The sequence below is a fragment of the Variovorax multivorans genome (assembly GCF_051216835.1).
GTDB lineage: Bacteria > Pseudomonadota > Gammaproteobacteria > Burkholderiales > Burkholderiaceae_C > Variovorax.
In genome coordinates this window covers 190,746-210,250 of sequence record NZ_JBPJZL010000003.1, presented here as the reverse complement: position 1 = coordinate 210,250, position 19,505 = coordinate 190,746, and the positions used below count along the sequence as shown (strand labels likewise).

Below are 19,505 nucleotides of genomic sequence, written 5' to 3'. Positions count from 1 at the left end.
GACCGAAAGCAGCAACCAGCCATGGCGGCAAAGAAAACAGAGGAAGCCCCCGCGCCCTATCACCACGGCGATCTGCACGCGGCGCTGATCGGGGCTACCGAAGCCCTGCTGGCCGAGCGCGGCATCGAGGGCTTCACCCTGCGCGAGGCAGCGCGGCGCGCCGGCGTGTCGGCGGCCGCGCCCATGCATCACTTCGGCAGCGCAGCCGGGTTGTTGACCGAGGTGGCGATCCTGGGTTTCGAGGAACTCACACGCTGCCTGCGCGCCGGCACGGAAACGGGTGGCACCGACCCCGCGCGTCGCTTGCGCGGGCAGGGCATGGGCTATGTGCGGTTCGCGCTGGCCTACCCGGCGCGCTTTCAGCTCATGTTCCGCAAGGACCGGTTGACGCAAGACCTCCGGCTGCAGGCGGCCGGCGATGCGGCATTTGCCGAGCTGGAGCAGGCAGTGCGCGACTACAACGGCTGGAGCAGCAAGAAGCCGCCAAACCGCGCGATGCAGGCCGCCGCATTGGGCGCCTGGTCCGTCGTGCACGGCTTTGCGCATCTTGCGCTGGACGAGAAGTTTGGCGAGCAGGCCGGCAACGCGTGCACGAACGATTTTGTCGAGAGCATGCTGCCGGAAATACTGAAGCAGTTCTGGCCCTGACCTTTATTGATCCATTTATTCACTGAGCCGGAAAAGGCGGCAGCCGCCTGCGGATCGTCTGCGCCTTCACGATGGATGTATTGGTCTCGGCCTTGCTCGCGATGCGGTCGAGAATGCCGTCGAGTTGCTCGAACGATTGCAAAAACAGCCGCGCGACGAAGCAGTCTTCGCCCGTGACCTTGTCGCACTCGCAGAACTCGGGCGTGGCCTCGATCAGCTTCTGCACCGCCTGCAATTGCCCCGGCAATGGACGGATGCGCACGATGGCCTGGAACAGGTAGCCCAGCGCCTTCGGGTTCACGTCCAGCGTGTAGCCGCGGATCACGTCGCGCTCTTCGAGCCGTCGCAGCCGCTCCGACACGCTGGGCGACGACAGCCCCACGTGGTGGGCCAGTTCTTTCAGGGACATCCGCGCATTGCCGGCCAATGCCTGCACGATGGTTTCGTCGATTGCGTCGAGCATGTTGCCGATCTCCAGTGACTGGGCCACGATGGCTTGTTTTGAAAGGCAATCAGCGGTAATTGCCTTATTCAAAGCATATCCAATCCGCGCAGGAAGTGGCACGCTTGCTCCTTCCTTTCTGCCATTCGAAACAGACATGCAGACACAGCTTCGCGGCGCGCTGGAGATGAGCGCGGCCATGGTGATTTCCGGAACCATCGGATGGTTCGTCGTGCGCTCCGGCCAGCCGCTACCCGACCTGCTGTTCTGGCGCTGCGTATTCGGCGCGGCCACGCTGCTCGTCGTTTGCCTCGCGCTGGGGCTGCTGCGACGCGGCCTGACGCTGCGCAGCTTTGCGCTGGCCGCATTGGGCGGCGTGGCGCTGGTCGTCAACTGGGTGCTGATCTTCGCGTCCTTCTCGCGCGCGTCGATCTCGATTGCCACGGCGGTCTACAACACGCAGCCCTTCATGCTGGTCGCGCTAGGCGCGCTGCTGCTGTCGGAACGGCTGACCGCGATGAAGGCCGTGTGGCTGTGCATCGCGTTCGCCGGTGTGGTGCTGGTGGCGCAGGCCAAGCCCGGCGGCGGGGCCGACGGTTCGGCCTATTTCGTCGGCGTGCTGATGGCACTGGGCGCGGCCTTCTGCTACGCGTTGGCGGCCTTCATCGCGAAGAAGCTCGACGGCATTGCGCCGCATCTCATCGCGCTGATCCAGGTCTGCGTGGGCATCGTGATGCTCGCGCCGTTCGCGCATCTGAAGACGCTGCCCACCGATGCGGCCACGTGGGGCGTGCACCTGGCCATGGGCGTGGTCTACACGGGGCTGGTGTTCGTGCTGCTGTACGGGGCGCTGCAGAAGCTGTCGACGCCCGTGGCCGGCGCGCTGTCGTTCATCTATCCGCTGGTGGCCATCGGCGTCGACTACGTCGCCTTCGGCCAGCGGCTGGGCGCATTGCAGGTGGTAGGCGCCGCGGCCATTCTGATAGCCGCGGCTGGCATGACCTTCGGGTGGACCCTGCCGGGCGTGCCGAGGCGCTCGCCCGCCACCGAAGAGCGCTGAGTCAGGACGTCGTCGTGTGCGGCCGCGCCGGGCGACCGCATGGTCCGTGATGGCGTTGGCTGGCTGAAGCTAGCTGGCGCTTTGCTGACGCCGTCCCAGTGCGAACACCGAGTTCGGCGCGTCGACCACAAAAGGCTTGCGCGTGGCTGGCTGGCCGGTCGGCGTGCGCCGGGTTTCGGTTCGTACCGCGGCTTGCACGCCCTTGGCCTTTTGTTCGTCGACCAGGCTTTGCAGCGAGATCGACTTGAGGAACTCGACCGCCCGCAGGTTCACGGTGGCCCAGAGCTCGTCGATTTCGCAGCGGCCGGTCTCGCCCTGCGCGTCGGCATCGCGCCGGCGGGTGGATTCGGCATCGTGTTCCTCGATCGAGAGGACGATGTCGGCCACCGAAATCTCCGCCGCCTTGCGGCTGAGCGAATAGCCGCCGCCGGGGCCGCGGGTCGATTCGACCAGGCTGGCGCGCCGCAGCTTGCCGAACAGCAACTCCAGGTACGACAGCGACACGCGCTGGCGCAGGCTGATCGAGGCCAGCGTGACGGGGCCCGAACGGCCGTGCAGGGCGATGTCGATCATCGCGGTGACCGCGAAGCGGCCCTTGGTGGTGAGACGCATGGGATTGTTCCTTTCCTTCCTTCGTGGGGAATTACTCGTCCCGGCCGCCCGCGATGCCCAGAAGGGCCAGCAGTGACTGGAAGACGTTGTAGATGCTGAGATACACACCCAGCGTGGCGGAGATGTAGTTGGTTTCCAGGCCGTCCTTCACGCGCTTGAGGTCGTGCAGGATGAAGGCCGAGAAGATGCCGATGGCCGCGACCGACAGCGTCATCATCAGCGCGCTCGACTGGATGAAGAAGTTGGCGATGCCAGCCACCAGCAGCAGGATCGCGCCGATGAAGAGCCACTTGCCCATGGCCGACAGGTCGCGCTTGATGACCGACGACAGCGTGGCCATGCCGAAGAAGATCGCGCCGGTGCCGGCGAACGCCGTCATTACCAGGCTGGCGCCGTTGGCCAGGCCGAGCACGGAGCCCACCAGGCGCGACAGCATCAGGCCCATGAAGAAGGTGAAGGCCAGCAGCACCGGCACGCCGGCGGCCGATTCCTTGGTTTTCTCGATGGCGTACATGAAGCCGAAGGCACCGCCGAGGAACACCATCAGGCCGATGCCCGGCGACATGGCGCGCGAGAAGCCGGTGGAAACGCCGATCCAGGCGCCCAGAACGGTGGGCACCATCGACAGCGCGAGCAGCCAGTAGGTGTTGCGCAGCACGCGGTTGCGCTCCTGCGGCGAGGCGAGCGGAAGGGCGAAGCCGTCGTGATAGGTGGAGGGACTGTTGTTCATTGTGTTGATTCCTTGAAGCTGGACCGGTGCCGGCTGCACGCAATGGCGCGCGCAAGGGGCACAGGGCCGGAAATGAGAGATGTCGTTGCTGCGATGCGGGTGCCGCCGGATGGCGGGAAGCCCGGATCGAAAGGGCGGGAGCCGTGGCGGCTCCCGGTCGCGCAAGGCCTTGAGGGGCCTAGGCGACGAAGGACGCGGCGCGGGGTGGCCGCTTGGGTCGCGCGAGGAACGGCGCGACGGAGGTGGTCAGGCCGAGTTTCGGCGGCTGTTCCGTGAAGCGCAGCAGCGCGGGGGCGCCGTTGCGTGCGTCGACCAGTTCGGCGTGCTCGGAGCCGGCTTCGTCGACGGAGAGGGAGTCGTCCGATGTCTTGTCGGCATCGCTTGCCGGCGTTGCTGCATCGGAGAAGTCAGCACTGACAACCAGCGCGGACTCCTGCTGTTCGCCGTGCGAATGGCCGCCACCGATCACGCTGTGTGCAAGCACGGCAAAGCCGTAGCAGGACAGCATGATGGACAGGACAGTGGCGACAAACCAGCGGGACATGTAGGGGTAATCTTACCTGCCGCGCCGTGGGGTGTTCGCGGCGGGCGCTTTCAACCGACCGGATCGCATGGATGTTCGCTCAGGCTGGCGCGGTCGTGGTTTCGCTGCCTTCGGACTGCAGCCATTCGCGTGCATGGGTGCGCAACGCGTCTATCTGCAGCCAGATCAGACCGAGTTCGGTGTGAAAAGTTCGCGCCTGCGGGTCGCCGCCGTCCCCGTTCTCGCCGCTGGCGGCAACGGCCTGCGCCAGTTCGACGCGTGCGATTGACTCCGCAACTGCATCGCCCGGCGCCTCGATCACGCCCTTTTCCAGTCCGGCCGCCAGCCCTTCCAGCGCTGCAATGGCCCCTTCGGCGGCCGTGCGCAGCACCGCCATCTGTGCCGAATCGGGCAGCGCCGCGCGGTGGGCGCCCAGGGCCGAGAGATAACTCAGCAGCGTGTGCGACCGGATCAGAAAGCGCAGCGCCACCCCCGCGCGCGGCCGCACGTAGCCTGGCTCGCGGAACATGTCCGACACGGCCGTGGACAGAGCCGCATCCGCGTTGTGGTCGTTGCGCCGCGCCAGCCGGTAGTCGAGGTGGTCGCGCGCGCCGGTGCGGTACTGCCCGACGATCTGCCGCAGGTAGCCGGCATGGCCGCGCATGGCGGCGGCCGCCAGTTCGTTGATGCGCCGCGCCTGCCAGTGCGGCAGCACCAGCAGCACGGCCAGCCCGGCGATCGCGCTGCCGATGGCGGTGTCGACCAGCCGCGGCACCAGCAGCACGCCGCTGTCGCCGACCTGGTTGAAGCACATCAGCACCAGCAGCGTCATCGAGGCGGTGGCCAGCAGGTAGCGCGTGGTGCGCGTCGCGAAGAACAGCACGCCCGCCACCACCGCGATCACCGACTGCACCAGCGGCTGCGGAAACAGCTGCAGCAGGGCCCATCCGGCCACCACGCCGAGCGCGGTGCCGGCAATGCGCTGCCCCATGCGCGAAATGGTGTCGCCATAGGTCTGCTGGCAGACGAACAGCGTGGTCAGCAAGATCCAGTAGCCCTGTGCCGGGTGAATGGCGTGCATCACGCCATAGCCCACCACCAGCGCCACCGACAGCCGCAGCGCATGGCGAAACAGCGGCGAGCGCGTGGTGAGCTGCCGCCGCACGCGCTCGACCGCGTCGCGCCACGAGCGCGGCGAGCGGTCGAACAGGCCCATCTCCGTGCGGCCTGCGCGCGCCGATGGCTGGCTGGCCCCGGCCAGTTGCCCGTCGAGCAGTGCGAGGTTGCGTGCCAGCGCCTCGACCGATGCCAGCAGCGCCAGTCGCCCGGGTGTATCGGCCCGCGCGCGCTCGTGCTCGATGGCGCTGCGCAGGTCGGCCAGCGCCTGCACCGTCTCCGTGCCCACGTCGAAAGGCTCGCGCCGCGCGATCGAATCGGCCAGCCGCTGGCAGGCCAGCCCCTGCAGGCCCAGCAAGCGCTGGCAGCGGTAGAGCAGGTCGCTGTGGAAGAAAGCGTCGGCCAGCGCGTTGTAGTCGTCGTGCGAGGAGCTGGCGCGCTCGTGCACGTCTTGCGCGATCAGGTAGAGCCCGCGGTAGCGCGAGAGGCGCCCGGTCGGCGCGCGCGCGCCGATGCGCAGGAAGATGCTTTCCTTCGCGGCGTTGAGCTCCGTCACCACCTCGGCATTGAGTTGCGCCAGCGCGAGCCGCTTGCGTTCGATGTCGATGCCGCGCAGCGGCTCGAACAGCGATGCCTTGAAGCGCACGAAATTGCCCAGCACCGCAAACAGCGTGACCAGCCGCGCCTGCACCGGCTGCGCCGGAAAGGCCGCGCACCACAAAACCGAGAACACGCCATACCAGGCCGCACCCGCCAGCAGCAGCAAGGGCTCGCGCCCGCGATGGGCCCCGCCGTGCGCGCCCATGTTCTCGATGCCGAGCGTGGCGTACATCGCGAGGATCAGCGTCGCATACGCGATCGCCTTGTAGCGCGCGCCCACCGCCCCGAGCATCGTGAGGCAGAAGGCCGCGAGCGCAAGCCCGGTGATGAACAGCAGCGGCAAGCCGAACGCCGCCTCCACCGCGAACGCAATGGCCGCGAAGCAGCCAAGCGTGACCACCTGCGCACGCAGCCGGCCGCGCCAGCTGTCGTCGGTCTCGGCGAGCGCGCTGGCGATGGCGCCGAGGAACAGGGGAATCACCGCATCGGGGTGGCCGGTCCAGGCGCAGGCCGCCATGAGGCTGCCGAGGGTGAGAAGAATGCGAACGGGTTGCGCGCGGGAAGCGAAAGACCGCAGCCGCTGGCGCAGCGCGTCGGGAGACAGGGGAAGCATGGGCTGATCTTGCACGATGCATGCCACGGCCGTGTGGCGCCTTGTGGCTAAGAACTGGGTCGACTGCGCAGGAAGCCGTGGCGGGGGGCGATCCACCGGGCTTGGGCGTTGTCGGCTGCGGGGGCAACCCCTGTGAGCAGCATCTCGTCCTCAACTTGCAGGAACTGACGGGATTGCGCCCCGTCCGTGCCTGGCAGCACGCGCAGCGTGGCGTCGCCAAGGTCGATCCGTTCACCCGGCGCGGGCAACACGGCGGAGGCATCGGGCCAGATATCGCGCAGGCCGTCGAGGGCGCCCATGGCTTCTTCCGAAAGCGCCCGCGTCGACAGGATCCATCGCAAGCGCCCGGGCGCCGCTGTAACGAGGGCCGCGATGTGCCCAGGGCTCGCGGGCAACGCATCGACCAACGCGCAATCGCCGCCCGCAGCTCCCACGAAGTAGCTGTGCGCCAGCTCGCCCGATGCTTCGCCCGTAACCCGCAGAACCCGCGCCGACAGCCGCGTCACCAGCCCGGCCTCGTGCGCATAGCGGCCACCGCCCTTGCCGTCCGGGTCGAGATGCGCGACTTCCTCATACGCCGGCTCGTCCATGTTCACCGGCCGTCGTCCCGCGGGCCCGTCCGCCAGCCGGGGCATGACGCGCGGAATGTGCTTCAGGCCGCGCGCATGAGCCATGAGTTCGGCCGTGCTTGTGAACTGCGCGAGCTGCTCGAGGATGCGGCGCGTCACGTTCATCAGCTTGAGCCCGCGCGCCGGGTCCACGGCCTCGGCGGGGCGCAGCCACATGTGCTCGACCGTCTCGCGGCCATCGGGCTGCACGCTCTGCGCCTCGGGCATCGGCGCGATAAAGAAGCGCGTGTCGAAGCGACGCGGCATGCCCGGCGGCGTGAGCCAGTAAGCGAAATAGGCGAGCCGGTCGGCCGCGAGCCGCCAGCCGTGCCGATCACACAGCGAGAGCAGCGCATCGGTGCCTTGCTCCGCTGCATGGCGCATGGCAGCGAGCTGGTCGGGTGGCAGGCTGTCCAGCGTCACCAGCCGGCCGGTGTCGTCGGTAGCGAACAGCACGCCGGCTTCCTCGAAGCACTCGCGGATCGCGGCTGCGTAGTAGTCGAGCCCGCCTTCCGGCACTGCGAGGCGTTCGCTCGCGGCCCTGTCGTCCATGCCGCCGCAGTGCACGTGCAGGCTGCGATCGTGCGCATCGATCACGCCGCCCGGAAACACGCTGGCGCCGCTGTTCTGATCGTTGGCCTTCTCGGCCCGCCGCAGCATCAGTACCTCGAGGCCGTGGCTTGCGTCGCGCAGAACGATCAGGGTGGCCGCCGAGCGCACGGGGCGCGGCGGCGAAGCGGGTTGTGGCGTGGCATCCGGAGTGCTGGCTGTCATGCACGCATTGTCGCGCCGGCGGCTGCTGCGAAGGCGACAGCAGGGGCACCCGGCTGTCGCGCGGAAGACCGTCCGGAATGCGGTGCGCGACGTACCTTCAAGGCACATCGACTGTTGCTGAAGGACGCACCATGCATTTCGAATTCACACCCAGGGTGATCGCGCTGCGCGAGGAACTGCTCAAGTTCATGGACGAGTTCGTCTACCCGAACGAAAAGCGCCATGAAGAAGAACTGGCCGCCAACGCCCGCGCAGGCCGCCCCTACGCCGAGCTGCCGATGATGGCCGGCCTCAAGGCCAAGGCGCGCGAGCGCGGGCTGTGGAACCTGTTCCTGCCCGAGTCGGAGCACGGCCCGGGGCTGAGCAACGTCGAGTACGCCCCGCTCTGCGAAATCATGGGCCGGCGCTACTGGAGCTCCGAAATCTTCAACTGCTCGGCGCCCGACACCGGCAACATGGAAGTGCTGGCGCGCTACGGCACCAAGGCCCAGCAGGAGCGCTGGCTCACACCGCTGCTGGCCGGCGAGATCCGCTCTTCCTTCGCGATGACCGAGCCCGAGGTGGCTTCGAGCGACGCCACCAACATCCGCTGCAGCATCCGCCGCGAAGGCGACGAGTACGTTATCAACGGCCGCAAGTGGTACATCACCGGCGCGATGAACGAGCGCTGCGAAATCTTCGTGCTGATGGGCAAGACCGATCCCGACAACGCAGACCGCCACAAGCAGCAGTCGATGATCCTCGTGCCCAAGAACACGCCCGGCGTGACCATCGTGCGCGACATGGCGCTGCTCGGCGTGTACGACCCGCCGTTCGGCCATCCCGAGATCGTGTTCGACAACGTGCGTGTGCCGGTCGAGAACATCCTGCTCGGCGAAGGCCGGGGCTTCGAGATTGCGCAGGGCCGCCTCGGGCCGGGGCGCATTCATCACTGCATGCGCGCCATCGGCATGGCCGAGGCCGCGCTGGAAATGATGTGCCAGCGCCTCGTGTCGCGCGTTGCATTCCACAAGCCGCTGGCGGAGCAGGGCGTGTGGCGCGAGCGCATTGCCGAGTCGCGCATGCTCATCGAGCAGTCGCGCTGGATGGTGCTCAACGCCGCCTACCGCATGGACACGGTGGGCAACAAGGTCGCCGCGAAGGAGATCGCGATGATCAAGGTGCTCACGCCCAACAACTGCGTGAAGGTGGTCGACTGGGCCATGCAGGCCTTCGGCGCCATGGGCCTGAGCCAGGACACGCTGCTCACGCACTTCTACGCCTACGAGCGCCACCTGCGCGTGGCCGACGGCCCCGACGAGGTGCACCGCAACGCGATCGCCAAGCAGGAGTTGGCGGCGTACCAGTAAGGCAGGACCGGCCGTGCTGCTTCAGGGGCGGTCCGCTGCGGCGTCGCCGCCCACCCAGCAGCCTTCCTGCGCCATCGCCTCCAAAGGCAGTTCGACGTGGATGGCGGATGGCGACCCCATGGCCTCGCCCTGGCGAACTGTCACCGACAGCGCTTCGTGGCCGACCAGGCCCAGATGGCGCAGACCCCACGCGAGCGCGGCCGCGGCGATGCCCGTGGCCGCGTCTTCCGGATAGCCCGAAGACTTCGGAAACTGCCGAGCGCTGACCGTGTCGGTCGCGTCCTGCGCCATCGCATAGGGATACAGCCCGGTGGACCCGAGCCGCTCGCACAGCGATTCGACGCGCGAAAAATCCACGCACAAGCCATGCAGCAGCGCCGTGTCCGCCAGCCGCACCAGCGTCTTCACGCGGCTGGTGGCTGCATTGAGCACCGACCCCGCGATCTGCGATGCGTCGATGCCCAGGCACTGCGCGATCTCTTCGACCAGCGCCCGTTGAGTCACCTCTTGCACCACCGCGCGCGGCTGGCTGATCTGCACCGTGCCATCGATACGCCGGCCCGTCACGGTGCCGCTCAGCGTCTCGATGGCGACCGGTGCGCCGTCCCATTCGCCGCGCTGGTGCAGCAGCCACAGTGCGCCGACCGTGGCATGGCCGCACATTTCCATTTCATGGTTCGGCACGAAGTAGCGCATGCGCAGGGCATGCGCGGCCGTCGCGGGCTTCAGCACGAACACAGATTCGTGCCCGCTGAGCCGTGTGTATTCCTGCATCTGCGCGCTCGTGAGTGCGTCGGCATCGAGCCACACCGGCGCGGGATTGCCACCGGTCGCCGGGTCGGGCCCCACGAAGACGCGAATGTTGTGAACGGCGGCCATCGTCAATCGGCCCTCGCGTTCACCGAGCGCGCGATGCCGCCCCAGAGCTTGATGTCGCCACGTATCTGCGCAAGGAACACGTCGGGCTGCACGTTCCACGGCGTCACGCCCTTGGCCAGCATGTCGGCGCGCAGGGCCGGGTCGCGCAGGGCGGTGTCGAGCGCCGCGCGCAGGCGCTGCACCACCGGCTGCGGCGTGGCTGCCGGAGCCATCAGGCCGTACCAGAGTTGGGGCTTGAAGTCCTTGATGCCGGCCTGCTCGAAAGTGGGCACGCCGTCGAAGCCGGCCGAGGGCTCGCTGATGGCCAGCGCCCGCATGCGGCCGCCGCGTACCTGCGCGAGCAGCGCGGGCGGGTTGTCGAACAGCGCCTGGATCTGCCCCGCCATCAGGTCGGCCTGCGCGGGCGCCGCGCCGCGGTAGGGCACATGCGTCATCTCGATGCCGGTGCGCTGCTTGAAGAGTTCGCCCGCCAGATGGCTCAGGCTGCCGTTGCCGATGCTGCCGTAGTTGAGCGCCTGGGGGTGGGCCTTGGCGTAATCGATGAAGCCCTTCACGTCGCGCGCCTCCAGCGAAGGCGTCACCACCAGCACGAAGGGCGTGGTGCCGATGGTGCCGACCGGCACCAGGTCCTTGATCGGGTCGTAGGGCAGCTTCGGGTACACCGCGTCGGCCGATGCGATGGTCGACGTGGTGGCCGCCACGAGCGTGTAGCCATCGGGATTCGCCTTCGCGCCGAAGCCTGTGCCCACGGTGCCGCCCGCGCCAGAGCGGTTGTCGATGATCACCGACACGCCGAGCGCGGCCTGCAGCCGCTGCTGCACCGAGCGGAAGATCACGTCCGTGCCGCCGCCGGCGGGGAAGGGTACGATGATCGTGACCGGCTTGTTCGGATAGTCCGGGGCTGCCCATGAGGCTGCAGGGCCGTACAGGAGCCCGGCGGCTGCCAGACCGAGGAGCGCGCGGCGCAGAGGTTTTGGGGTCATGCTTCTTGCTTGCGGGAGTGGTGTTTCCCGATTCTGTTGAGCGTGCGCAAACGCGCGCGACCGATTGCGACATGCACGAATTCAATTGCGACAAGGACTGCGACAAGGAGTGGCCATGCACCTGAACAACGCGCCCCCGACGCCCCGCCAGTCGCTGTTCGTCGAGCGGCTGTCGCACCACGCCACCATGGTCGCGAGCACCCGCGATTGCTATGCGACCGACACCCACGTGCACGATTGCGACATGCTGTTCGTGCCCCTCGCGGGGCGCTTCAGCGTCGGCGACGCGCGGGGCGAGGCGCAGCGTCTCGGTCCCGGGCACTTCGTGTGGTTTGCGGCGGGGAGCGCGCATTCGACGACCACGCTTACCGCAGGGCAGACGCACATCGCGGTCTACGTCGATCCCGCGCTGTGGGCGACCGCGTTGCAGGCGCAGGGTGTCTCGGGGCCGCCGCAGGGCATGCGTGCGGGCAGCACCGCGCTGCGCGCACTGTCGCAGCGGATGTTCGAATCCGCGAAGACCGGTGCCGGCGAAAACTACGCGCTGTGCGGTGCGCTCGTCATGGAGGCGGCGCGGCTCAGCGGCAACCCGCTGTCCGATGGCGATCCGTCATCGGCCCTGCTGGTGGCCGAACTGCTGGCCGAAGCCATCGAAAGCGATCTGGCAGAGCCTCTGTCGCTGGAAGCCTTTGCCCAGCAGCACCGCCTCTCGCGCCGCCAGGTGGAGCGCATCTTCCGCGCGAAGTACGGCGTGTCGCCGCTGGCCTGGCTGCAGCGCCGGCGCCTGGAGCGCGCGGCCTACCTGCTGGCGCACACGCGGGAGTCGGTGCTGTCCATTGCCCTGCAGGTGGGCTGGGAGTCGGGTTCGTACCTGTCGCGGATGCTGGAGAAGACCTGGGCGAAGACCGCGACGCAGATCCGCGCCTCGGGGCCCGACCCGGCCTTCTACAGCGTCATTCCCCCGTCCACGTGAATCACCTGCCCTGTGATGAAGGCTGCCGCCGGACTCAGCAGGAAGGCAATCGGGGCCGCGATGTCGTCGGGGGTCGCTAGCCTGCCCACGGGCACCTGTGCCAGGGCCGCTTTCCATTGTTGCTCGTTGAGCGCACCCGTTTTCGCGCTGTCTTTCCGTACATAGCCCGGCGCCACTGCATTGACGGTCACGCCGCGCGGCGCCATTTCGGCGGCTGCGGCTTTCACCAGTGCTTCCACGCCCGCCTTGGCAGCGGCCGTCGCGGGAAATGTGGAACTGCCCAGACGGAAGCGATGTGCGACGAACGAACTCACCGCAACGAAGCGACCCTGCCCGCTCGCCTCCAGCAGAGGCAGGCTCCTGCGCAGGAGGTGCGCTAGCGAAACGACCATGACGTGCAGCGAGCGCTCGACGATCTCGTCATCCAGCTCAGCGAGCGAACGCCTGTCCGCGAAGCCGGCATTGGCCACCACGCCGCGAAGGCCGCCCTGGGCTTGTGCGGCATCGAGCAGGGCGTCGATCGTCTGCGGCGTGCCGATATCTCCGACCACGACGGTGCTTCGCACCGCGCCGCATTGCTGTGCCACCGCTTCGGCCGCCGCACGGTTGCTGCCGGTGTGAATCACAAGGTCGACGCCCTGTGTTGAAAGGAGCCGGCAGGTTGCGGCGCCGATGCCCGAGCCCGCGCCGGTCACGATGACGGTGTTCATGCCAAAGCCGGCGCTTCAGGCCGAGAACGCGATGCGTTGCTTCTCGACGATCTTCCAGTCGATCTCGACACCGATGCCCGGGCCGCTCGGCACATGCACGTGCCCCGCTTCCGCCGGCGTCATGCGGACCAGGATGTCTTCCTGGAAAACATACTTCGGCATGTAGAACTCGCAGCCCAGAGAGACGTTGGCACTTGCCGCAATGAAGTGCGACGCCGCTGCCAGTGCAACGCCGCCCTCCCACAGCGTGCCACCGTAGCAAGGAAGACCCGCCGCCTCGGCGATCGCGTTCACCTTCATGGCCTTGCCGATGCCACCGGCCTTCATGAGCTTGATGCTGATGATGTCGGCGGCGCGCTCCTGCACCGTGCGCAGCGCCTCGGCCGGGGAGAACACGCTTTCGTCGGCCATGATCGGCGTGTCGAGTGCCGCTGCAATCTGCGCCATGGCCGCGATGGCATCGCGCGGCACCGGTTGTTCGATGAAGGTGGGCTTGAACTGCTCGACGTCACGCAGCTGCTGCAGCGCGTTGTAGGGCTGCAGGCCCTGGTTGTAATCGATGCGCAAATCGAACTCGAAGCCCAGATGCTCTCTCAGCAGCGAGAGCCGGCGCATGTCTTCCGCATGCGAGGCAAAGCCCGTCTTCACCTTGAAGATGCGATGCCCGGCGCCGAGCATCTGCTTGGCGAGCTCGATGTCGGCGTCGATGTCGGGATTGGCGATGGAGAAAGAAAAGGGAATCCTGTCGCGCACCTTGCCGCCGATCAGCGAATACAGCGGCAGGTTGGCCGCCTTGCCGCACAGGTCGAACAGGGCCATCTCCACCGCGGCCTTGGCTTCGGGACTGCCGACCAGCGCCCGGTCGCAATCGGCCATGCGCTGCGGAATGTCGCGCGGGTCTGTGCCCAGGAGCACGGGGCGCAGGTACTGCGCAATGCCATGGAACAGGTTCTCGTTGGTGCCCGAGAACACCTCCCACGCCTGCCCCTCGCCGATGCCATCGATGCCCTGGTCGGTTCGCACGCGGACCACCACGCGCTTGATGGAGGCCTGGATGCTCCCCACGCCCTGCGACCGCTTCATCTTGATGGGCGATTCGAGCAGGTGCACTTCGATGTTCTGGATCTTCATGATGATGGTGCCCGGGAGTGATCGTCAGACCTTGATTTGCGGCGGGATCTTGTCTTCGCTGACGCCCCCGACGGACTTGAGGTTCGAGATGAAGGTCTTGCGGATGTTTCCGCTTGCGCGTTCGCTGGCGAGCCATCCGTTGACGTGCTTGAGCCAGCGCGTGTCGGCTTCCTTGCGAACGCCGCCATTGGAGGTTGCGACTTCTTCGGGCGTCAGGATGACCACCTGACCCACCGCGGGATTCTTGCTGGCCAGGCTCAGAGCCAGCGGCAGGACGAGGATCTGCGCGTCGGCGCGCCCGACCTGCAGCGCAAGCGTTGCATCGACGGCGCTGTCCAGCCGGGTGATCTCCGCGTTCTTGAGCAGGCGCGTGGCGAGCGTGTCGTGCGAAGAGCCCTTGTCGACCACGACGCGGATCGTGGGCTGGTCTAGCTCTGCCCAGGTCTTGGGCGCATAGCCCTTCTTGCAGACCGCGGCAAAGGCGATGTTCAAAACCGGGTCAGTGAAGTCGATCACCTGCAGGCGCGCGGGCGTCGGGTTCAGGCCGAAGAAGATGTCGATCTTTTGCGATTGCAACTCGAGCACGGAATTGCCCCAGCTGGTGGGCGTGATGTCGAGCTTTGCGTCCAGGCTCTTGGCCAGGCCGCGATAGAAATCGGCCATGCAGCCGAGCCACTCCCCGCTCACCATGTCCTTCTTGTAATAGGGTAGTCCGCCATCGACCGCGCCGACGCGCATGACCTTGGTGCGCGTCACGCGCTCCCATGTCGATTCGCTCGCCTGCGCCAACGCGGTCGCCCACGGAGCGGCACCCGCCGCCAACATTGAACCAGCAACAAAATCGCGACGCTTCATGATGAATACTCCGTTTTCAGGGCTCGGGGGGAAGGAAAAAACAAGGCATCGGCTTCGACTTGAAGCGATGACAGTCTTCGGTGGATGTGATCGTAGGTACGACAGGAGACCGAAGGTAGAGACCAGATCGTCGAAAGAACACTCGATCTCGTCGTTTCGACGACGGCGGATGCCGATATGCGATCCCTCGGGATGAACAAGTCACAGGGGGGCGTCGAGCAAGAAGCTTGCCATTGCAACGATGGATTACTGGCTGGCTGGCAGTCAGGAAGCGCCGCCCCCGGGCCCTTACATTCACACGAACCACTGAAAGCTCCCCATGCCCCGCCCCGTTCTCGAAGAAGCCCGCATCCACCCCGCCATCCGCGCAAGGCTGGCCGACAGCCGCCAGACCTTCGTGCGTGAGGTCATGGCGGCTGTCGCGAGTCACGACGTGGTCGTGGTCGGCATGGGCATCAATCCGTTCCCGAAGAAAGCGCGGCAGGCCCTCGACCGGATCGGGCAGCCGTACAAGTACCTCGGGTACGGCAGCTACCTGAGCCAATGGCGCGACCGCAACGCGCTCAAGATGTGGACCGGGTGGCCGACCTTTCCGATGGTGTTCGTCAAAGGCATGCTGGTCGGCGGCGCCACGGACTTGCAGAAGCTCATCGACAGCGGCGAGCTCAAGACTCTTCTCGCCAGCCAATAGCCACCGGCTAGCCCGGCACTTCCCATGCAAAGCCGACGCCGTACACCGACCGTATCCAGTCGTGCTCGGGCGTGACCGAGCCGAGCTTGCGGCGCAGGTTCTTCACGTGGCTGTCGATGGCGCGTTCGGTCACGTCCACCGTGTCGTCATAAGCCAGCTCAAGCAGGCGGGAGCGCGAGAAGATGCGCCCCGGGTGCCGCGACAGCACCTGCAGCAGCCCGAACTCGCGCCGCGTGAGGTTCAGCGGCGTGCCTTCGAGTGACGCGCGCCAGTGCACGTCGTCGAGCACCAGCCCCGGCGCGTCGCTCTGCGAGGCCGAGCCCTGGGCCAGTCCGGGTGCGGTGCGCCGCAGCACGGCGCGCACGCGCGCCACCAGCTCGCGCGGCGAGAAGGGCTTGCACACGTAGTCGTCGGCGCCCAGCTCCAGGCCCAGCAGCCGGTCGACCTCTTCGATGCGCGCGGTCAGCATGATGATCGGGTGCGCCGTGTGCTCGCGCGCGCGGCGCAGCACCTCGATGCCATCGAGCCGCGGCAGCATGATGTCGAGCAGTGTGAGGTCGGGCGGTGCGGCGACGATGCTTTCCAGCGCGCTTTGCCCGTCGGTGAAGTGCTCGGTTTCGTAGCCCGCGTGGCGCAGGTAGTCCTGCACCACCGAGGCGATGTCGGTTTCGTCTTCGACGATGACGATGCGTGTCATGAGGATGTCGCCAGTGGAAGGGTGATGGTCACGCGCAGCCCGCCCAGGGGCGAGGCTGACGCATCGATGGTGCCGCCGTGCGTCTCGATGGTCGCGCGGCAGATCGAAAGGCCGAGCCCGGAGCCACCGTGTTCGCGGCTGCGCGAGGCCTCGCCGCGGAACAGGCGGTCGAACAGGCGCGGCAGTTCGGCCTCGGGCACGCCCGGCGCGCTGTCGTCGAACAGCAGGGTGAGGCAGTTGCCGGTCCATGCGCCCTCGACCGTGACGTCGATGCGTAGCTGGCCGCCCTGGTCGGTGTAGGCCAGTGTGTTCTCCAGCAGGTTCATGAAGACCTGGTGCAGCCGGTGCGCGTCGCCGTCGATGGTCGGCTGCGCGGCGGCGCCGATGAGGTCGATCGCGCGCCGGTCCACCGTGATGCCACGCGCGGCGAAGCGGTCGCGCGTGTGGTCGAGGGCTTCTTTCAGCAGCGACAGCGGAAACACCGTGGCAGTGAGCAGGTCGCTCTGCGGCTCGCGCATGCTGCTGCGCAGGTCGTCGACCAGCTGGCCGAGCCGTATCACCTGCCGGTGCAGCCGCAGCGCGGTGCGTTCGTCAAAGGTGCGCACGCCGTCCTGCAGTGCCTCGATTTCCGCGCGCATGGCGGCCAGCGGCGTGCGCAGCTCGTGCGCCGCATCGGCCAGCCAGGCGCGGCGCGAGGCTTCGACCGTGTCCAGGCGCTGCGCCATGTCGTTGAAGGTGCGGCCGAGCAGCGCCAGTTCGTCCGAGCCCTGCACCGCGACGCGGGTGGAGAGCCGGCCGCGCGCCAGGTCTTGCGCGGCCTGCGTGAGTTCGTCGATGGGCTTGAACCAGCGGCGCGCCAGCAGCCACGACAGCACCAGCGCGAAGCCGAGGCCGCACAGGCCCGTGAGCACGATCACGCCCGACTGCCGCGCCACGAAGGCGCGGTCGGCCTCGCTTTCGAGGCCCTGCAGCGGCGTGAGCGCCAGGTAGCCGACGACCGTGCGGTCGCGCCGGATTGGCGTGCGCGCGGCGTTCGCCAGGTCGACGTCGGCGCCCACCACGCGCGCGCCGTGCGCGTCGAGCACGGCCAGCCGCTGGAAGATGGAGTCGGGCGACTCCCGTGGATCGCGAAAGAACCACGGCGGCGGCATGGTCGGCAGCCGGCGCGGCATCAGGTCGAGCTGTGGTGACGACAGCGTCGTCTCCGACGGGGGCGGGGGTGGCGGGCTGCCGTCGGTGCCGTTGTCGTGCTGTGGAGGGGCGGAAGGATTGCCGCCGCGCATGGCGCGGTAGTCGTACCAGGGTGGCAGCCGCCGCTCGTCGCCGGCGTTGCTGCCGTTGCTGGTGCTGTCGAGCAGGGCAGCCATCCGGCCCATCTGCAGGCGGCGCCAGGCGTCGTCGTTGTCGTGCAGGCTCTTCCAGTCGCCGTTGGCGACGTAGTGCTTCAGCAGCAGGTCGGTGAGCCAGTCCATGCGCCGGATCTCGATCTCGGCCACGTAGGAGCCCAGGCCGCGTTGCAGCGCGATGATCGACAGGCCCGCGAAGCTGATAAGCAGCACGATCAACAGGGCGGCCAGCGCCAGGAAAATCTTCCTGGAAAGTGTCAGGTGAGGCATGGACTGGGGGGAGGCATGGCCGCATTCTGCGGCATGCATGGCGGGCAGGCGAAGGGGTACTTCATGGGCAAGCGGCCGATCATTGCGGCCGAATGTGGAGGAAATTGGGAGGAATTTTCTCCACCATTTCTCCTGAATCGGCCCGCACGATGCAGCCCATGACCCCCCACATGGACCTGCCGCTGCAGCTGGCGATCACGGTGTTTTTCTGGCTGATCGCCCAGGCGTGGACGCTGTTCGTCTTCTGGGCGGAGGGATGCGCCACGCGGCCCTCCGCGCCCGGCGCCGGACCGATCGACAAGGAAAAGACACCATGACATCCCCCGATTCGCTGCTCCCCGGGCGCCGCGGCCTGCTGGCCGCCCTCGGCGCCGCTGGCCTGTCGGCATCGGCAGGCCCGGCACTGGCCGCGCCGCGCCGCCTGCCGCTGACCGCGCAGGCCACCGAAGGGCCGTACTACCTCGACCTCGCACTGGAGCGCCGCGACATCACCGAAGGGCTCGACGGCGTGCCGCTGGACGTGCGCTTCACCGTGTGCGATGCGGCCGGCAGGCCGCTGCCCAAGCTGCGCGTGGACCTGTGGCACTGCGACGCGCTGGGGCGCTACTCGGGCTTCGGCGAGCAGGGCGACGACCGCGCCCAGTCGTTCGAAGGCAAGACCTTCCTGCGCGGCAGCCAGCACACCGACGGCGAAGGCGCCGTGTCCTTCGGCACCGTGTACCCGGGCTGGTATGCGGGGCGCACCACGCACATTCATTTCAAGGTGATCAAGGGCGCGCACGCCGTGCTCACCTCGCAGTTCTTCCTGCCCGATGCGCTGAGCGAGTTTCTCTACACGCAGATGCCGCTCTACCAGCGCGCGCGGCTGCGCGACACGCTGAACAGCGTGGACGGCATTGCGCTGAAGGCCGGCGCAACGGTGCTCGGCGCGGTGCGCGAGGAGCGGCAGCGCTACGTTGCCACGCTCGCGCTGGTGGTGGACCCGGCGGCGACCCCGGTGGTCGACCGGCCGCCGCAGCCCGGTGCTGGCTTTGGGGGAGCTGGTGGCCCGCCGCCCGGTGGCATGCCGCCCCCCGGTGGCGGTGGCATGCGTCCGATGCGGCCCCGTGCGCTGGAAGGCACTGCGCGCGCCCGCGCGTTGGTGCCGCCGCGCGCCGAAGGCTGAGCCTCGCAAGCCGCGCTTGCAGCGGGCGTGCGGGCTCAGGCCGGCCGCTCCGCGAAGCTGAAGCCCACGCCGTAGACCGAGCGGATCCAGTCGTGCGAGGGCACGGCGGCCGCGAGCTTCTTGCGCAGGTTCTTGATGTGCCCGTCGACCGCGCGCTCGTTGACGTCGAACGCCTCCGGAAACGCGGCTTCGAGCAGCTTGGAGCGCGTGAACACCCGGCCGGGGTCGCGCGACAGCGCCCGCAACAGCAGCAGCTCGCGGCGCGTCAGCCTCAGCGCGCGACCCTCCAGGCAGGCGTTGCCGCGCGGATCGTCGAAGCGCACCGCGGTCGAGGGCCGGGCGGCCGTATCGCGCCACTGCGCATGCCGGCGCAGCACCGTGTGGATGCGTGCCACCACCTCGCGCGGCGAAAAAGGCTTGCAGACATAGTCGTCGGCGCCCAGGTCGAGCGCCAGCAGCCGGTCGGCCTCCTGCGCGCGCGCCGTCAGCATGATGATCGGGTGGTTGCCGTGCGAGCGCACCGTCTCCAGCACCTGGATGCCGTCGATGCGCGGCAGCACGATGTCGAGCAGGGTGAGCGCCGGCGGCATGCTCAGGATGCGCTCCAGCGCCGCCGAGCCGTCTTCGACCTGCTCGACCTCGTGGCCTGCGCCTTGCAGGTGGCCGAGCAGCAGCGGGGCGCTGCTGTCGCGCCCGTCTTCCACCAGCAGGATGCGAGCCATGGCCAGGG

At 68.0% G+C, this 19,505-nt stretch carries 21 protein-coding genes; 7 read left to right on the top strand and 14 right to left on the bottom strand.

Going from position 1 to position 19,505, the window contains the following annotated elements; genetic code table 11:
* Positions 1 to 21: 21 nt before the first annotated feature.
* Positions 22 to 648, top strand: coding sequence for a TetR/AcrR family transcriptional regulator (locus ACSFCA_RS08000; protein ID WP_435459318.1), 627 nt, complete (start codon positions 22 to 24; stop codon positions 646 to 648).
* Between the two features lie 19 nt (positions 649 to 667).
* Here ACSFCA_RS08000 and ACSFCA_RS07995 read toward each other — a convergent pair whose 3' ends face one another.
* On the bottom strand, positions 668 to 1,111 hold the full coding sequence (locus ACSFCA_RS07995; protein WP_435459433.1) for an Lrp/AsnC family transcriptional regulator: 444 nt from the start codon (positions 1,109 to 1,111) through the stop codon (positions 668 to 670).
* 136 nt (positions 1,112 to 1,247) lie between these two features.
* Between ACSFCA_RS07995 and ACSFCA_RS07990 the strand changes: the two genes are divergently transcribed.
* Positions 1,248 to 2,150, top strand: a complete 903-nt coding sequence (locus tag ACSFCA_RS07990) for a DMT family transporter (protein WP_258353179.1) — start codon at positions 1,248 to 1,250, stop codon at positions 2,148 to 2,150.
* A 69-nt stretch (positions 2,151 to 2,219) separates the two neighbouring features.
* Here ACSFCA_RS07990 and ACSFCA_RS07985 read toward each other — a convergent pair whose 3' ends face one another.
* The 5 genes from ACSFCA_RS07985 to ACSFCA_RS07965 form a co-directional block, all read right to left on the bottom strand.
* On the bottom strand, positions 2,220 to 2,762 hold the full coding sequence (locus tag ACSFCA_RS07985; RefSeq protein ID WP_435459319.1) for an Rrf2 family transcriptional regulator: 543 nt from the start codon (positions 2,760 to 2,762) through the stop codon (positions 2,220 to 2,222).
* A gap of 31 nt (positions 2,763 to 2,793) precedes the next feature.
* On the bottom strand, positions 2,794 to 3,492 hold the full coding sequence (locus tag ACSFCA_RS07980; RefSeq protein WP_258353181.1) for a Bax inhibitor-1/YccA family protein: 699 nt from the start codon (positions 3,490 to 3,492) through the stop codon (positions 2,794 to 2,796).
* A gap of 178 nt (positions 3,493 to 3,670) precedes the next feature.
* Positions 3,671 to 4,036, bottom strand: coding sequence for a hypothetical protein (locus ACSFCA_RS07975; protein WP_257014574.1), 366 nt, complete (start codon positions 4,034 to 4,036; stop codon positions 3,671 to 3,673).
* Between the two features lie 79 nt (positions 4,037 to 4,115).
* Positions 4,116 to 6,344 (bottom strand): YccS family putative transporter, encoded by a 2,229-nt coding sequence (gene yccS, locus ACSFCA_RS07970; RefSeq protein ID WP_435459320.1) that lies wholly within the window; start codon positions 6,342 to 6,344, stop codon positions 4,116 to 4,118.
* 47 nt (positions 6,345 to 6,391) lie between these two features.
* A complete protein-coding gene (locus ACSFCA_RS07965; protein ID WP_435459321.1) occupies positions 6,392 to 7,726 on the bottom strand; it encodes an NUDIX domain-containing protein in 1,335 nt (444 codons plus the stop codon).
* A 131-nt stretch (positions 7,727 to 7,857) separates the two neighbouring features.
* Here ACSFCA_RS07965 and ACSFCA_RS07960 point away from each other — a divergent pair, with 131 nt between their 5' ends.
* The gene (locus ACSFCA_RS07960) at positions 7,858 to 9,075 is read left to right on the top strand and encodes an acyl-CoA dehydrogenase family protein (RefSeq protein ID WP_435459322.1); all 1,218 of its coding nucleotides are present in this window, start codon (positions 7,858 to 7,860) and stop codon (positions 9,073 to 9,075) included.
* A 21-nt stretch (positions 9,076 to 9,096) separates the two neighbouring features.
* Here ACSFCA_RS07960 and ACSFCA_RS07955 read toward each other — a convergent pair whose 3' ends face one another.
* Positions 9,097 to 9,954, bottom strand: a complete 858-nt coding sequence (locus ACSFCA_RS07955) for a PhzF family phenazine biosynthesis protein (protein ID WP_435459323.1) — start codon at positions 9,952 to 9,954, stop codon at positions 9,097 to 9,099.
* A gap of 2 nt (positions 9,955 to 9,956) precedes the next feature.
* A complete protein-coding gene (locus tag ACSFCA_RS07950) occupies positions 9,957 to 10,937 on the bottom strand; it encodes a Bug family tripartite tricarboxylate transporter substrate binding protein (protein ID WP_435459324.1) in 981 nt (326 codons plus the stop codon).
* 115 nt (positions 10,938 to 11,052) lie between these two features.
* Between ACSFCA_RS07950 and ACSFCA_RS07945 the strand changes: the two genes are divergently transcribed.
* Positions 11,053 to 11,910 (top strand): AraC family transcriptional regulator, encoded by an 858-nt coding sequence (locus tag ACSFCA_RS07945; protein ID WP_435459325.1) that lies wholly within the window; start codon positions 11,053 to 11,055, stop codon positions 11,908 to 11,910.
* Here ACSFCA_RS07945 and ACSFCA_RS07940 read toward each other — a convergent pair.
* Genes ACSFCA_RS07940 through ACSFCA_RS07930 form a run of 3 tightly spaced genes read right to left on the bottom strand, consistent with a single transcriptional unit; the run spans position 11,883 to position 14,606 of the window.
* Positions 11,883 to 12,620 carry an SDR family NAD(P)-dependent oxidoreductase gene (locus ACSFCA_RS07940; RefSeq protein ID WP_435459326.1) on the bottom strand — a complete coding sequence of 246 codons (738 nt, stop codon included), beginning with the start codon at positions 12,618 to 12,620 and terminating at the stop codon, positions 11,883 to 11,885. The genes ACSFCA_RS07945 and ACSFCA_RS07940 overlap by 28 nt on opposite strands.
* A gap of 15 nt (positions 12,621 to 12,635) precedes the next feature.
* The gene (locus ACSFCA_RS07935; RefSeq protein ID WP_435459327.1) at positions 12,636 to 13,751 is read right to left on the bottom strand and encodes an enolase C-terminal domain-like protein; all 1,116 of its coding nucleotides are present in this window, start codon (positions 13,749 to 13,751) and stop codon (positions 12,636 to 12,638) included.
* Between the two features lie 24 nt (positions 13,752 to 13,775).
* On the bottom strand, positions 13,776 to 14,606 hold the full coding sequence (locus tag ACSFCA_RS07930; protein ID WP_218149754.1) for a transporter substrate-binding domain-containing protein: 831 nt from the start codon (positions 14,604 to 14,606) through the stop codon (positions 13,776 to 13,778).
* 319 nt (positions 14,607 to 14,925) lie between these two features.
* Between ACSFCA_RS07930 and ACSFCA_RS07925 the strand changes: the two genes are divergently transcribed.
* Positions 14,926 to 15,297, top strand: coding sequence for a glutaredoxin domain-containing protein (locus ACSFCA_RS07925; RefSeq protein ID WP_258353190.1), 372 nt, complete (start codon positions 14,926 to 14,928; stop codon positions 15,295 to 15,297).
* A 7-nt stretch (positions 15,298 to 15,304) separates the two neighbouring features.
* Here ACSFCA_RS07925 and ACSFCA_RS07920 read toward each other — a convergent pair whose 3' ends face one another.
* On the bottom strand, positions 15,305 to 15,994 hold the full coding sequence (locus ACSFCA_RS07920) for a response regulator (protein ID WP_093057410.1): 690 nt from the start codon (positions 15,992 to 15,994) through the stop codon (positions 15,305 to 15,307).
* Positions 15,991 to 17,610 (bottom strand): ATP-binding protein, encoded by a 1,620-nt coding sequence (locus tag ACSFCA_RS07915; RefSeq protein ID WP_258353191.1) that lies wholly within the window; start codon positions 17,608 to 17,610, stop codon positions 15,991 to 15,993. The genes ACSFCA_RS07920 and ACSFCA_RS07915 overlap by 4 nt, the downstream gene beginning before the upstream one ends.
* 158 nt (positions 17,611 to 17,768) lie before the next feature.
* On the opposite strand from ACSFCA_RS07915, the gene ACSFCA_RS07910 reads away from it, so the two are divergent.
* Positions 17,769 to 17,927 carry a hypothetical protein gene (locus ACSFCA_RS07910; RefSeq protein ID WP_258353192.1) on the top strand — a complete coding sequence of 53 codons (159 nt, stop codon included), beginning with the start codon at positions 17,769 to 17,771 and terminating at the stop codon, positions 17,925 to 17,927.
* Complete coding sequence (locus ACSFCA_RS07905) at positions 17,924 to 18,775, top strand: intradiol ring-cleavage dioxygenase (RefSeq protein ID WP_435459328.1); 852 nt, start codon at positions 17,924 to 17,926, stop codon at positions 18,773 to 18,775. Before ACSFCA_RS07910 ends, ACSFCA_RS07905 begins: the two co-directional genes overlap by 4 nt.
* Positions 18,776 to 18,810: 35 nt before the next feature.
* Here ACSFCA_RS07905 and ACSFCA_RS07900 read toward each other — a convergent pair whose 3' ends face one another.
* Positions 18,811 to 19,497, bottom strand: coding sequence for a response regulator (locus tag ACSFCA_RS07900; RefSeq protein WP_258353194.1), 687 nt, complete (start codon positions 19,495 to 19,497; stop codon positions 18,811 to 18,813).
* Between the last annotated feature and the right edge of the window lie 8 nt (positions 19,498 to 19,505).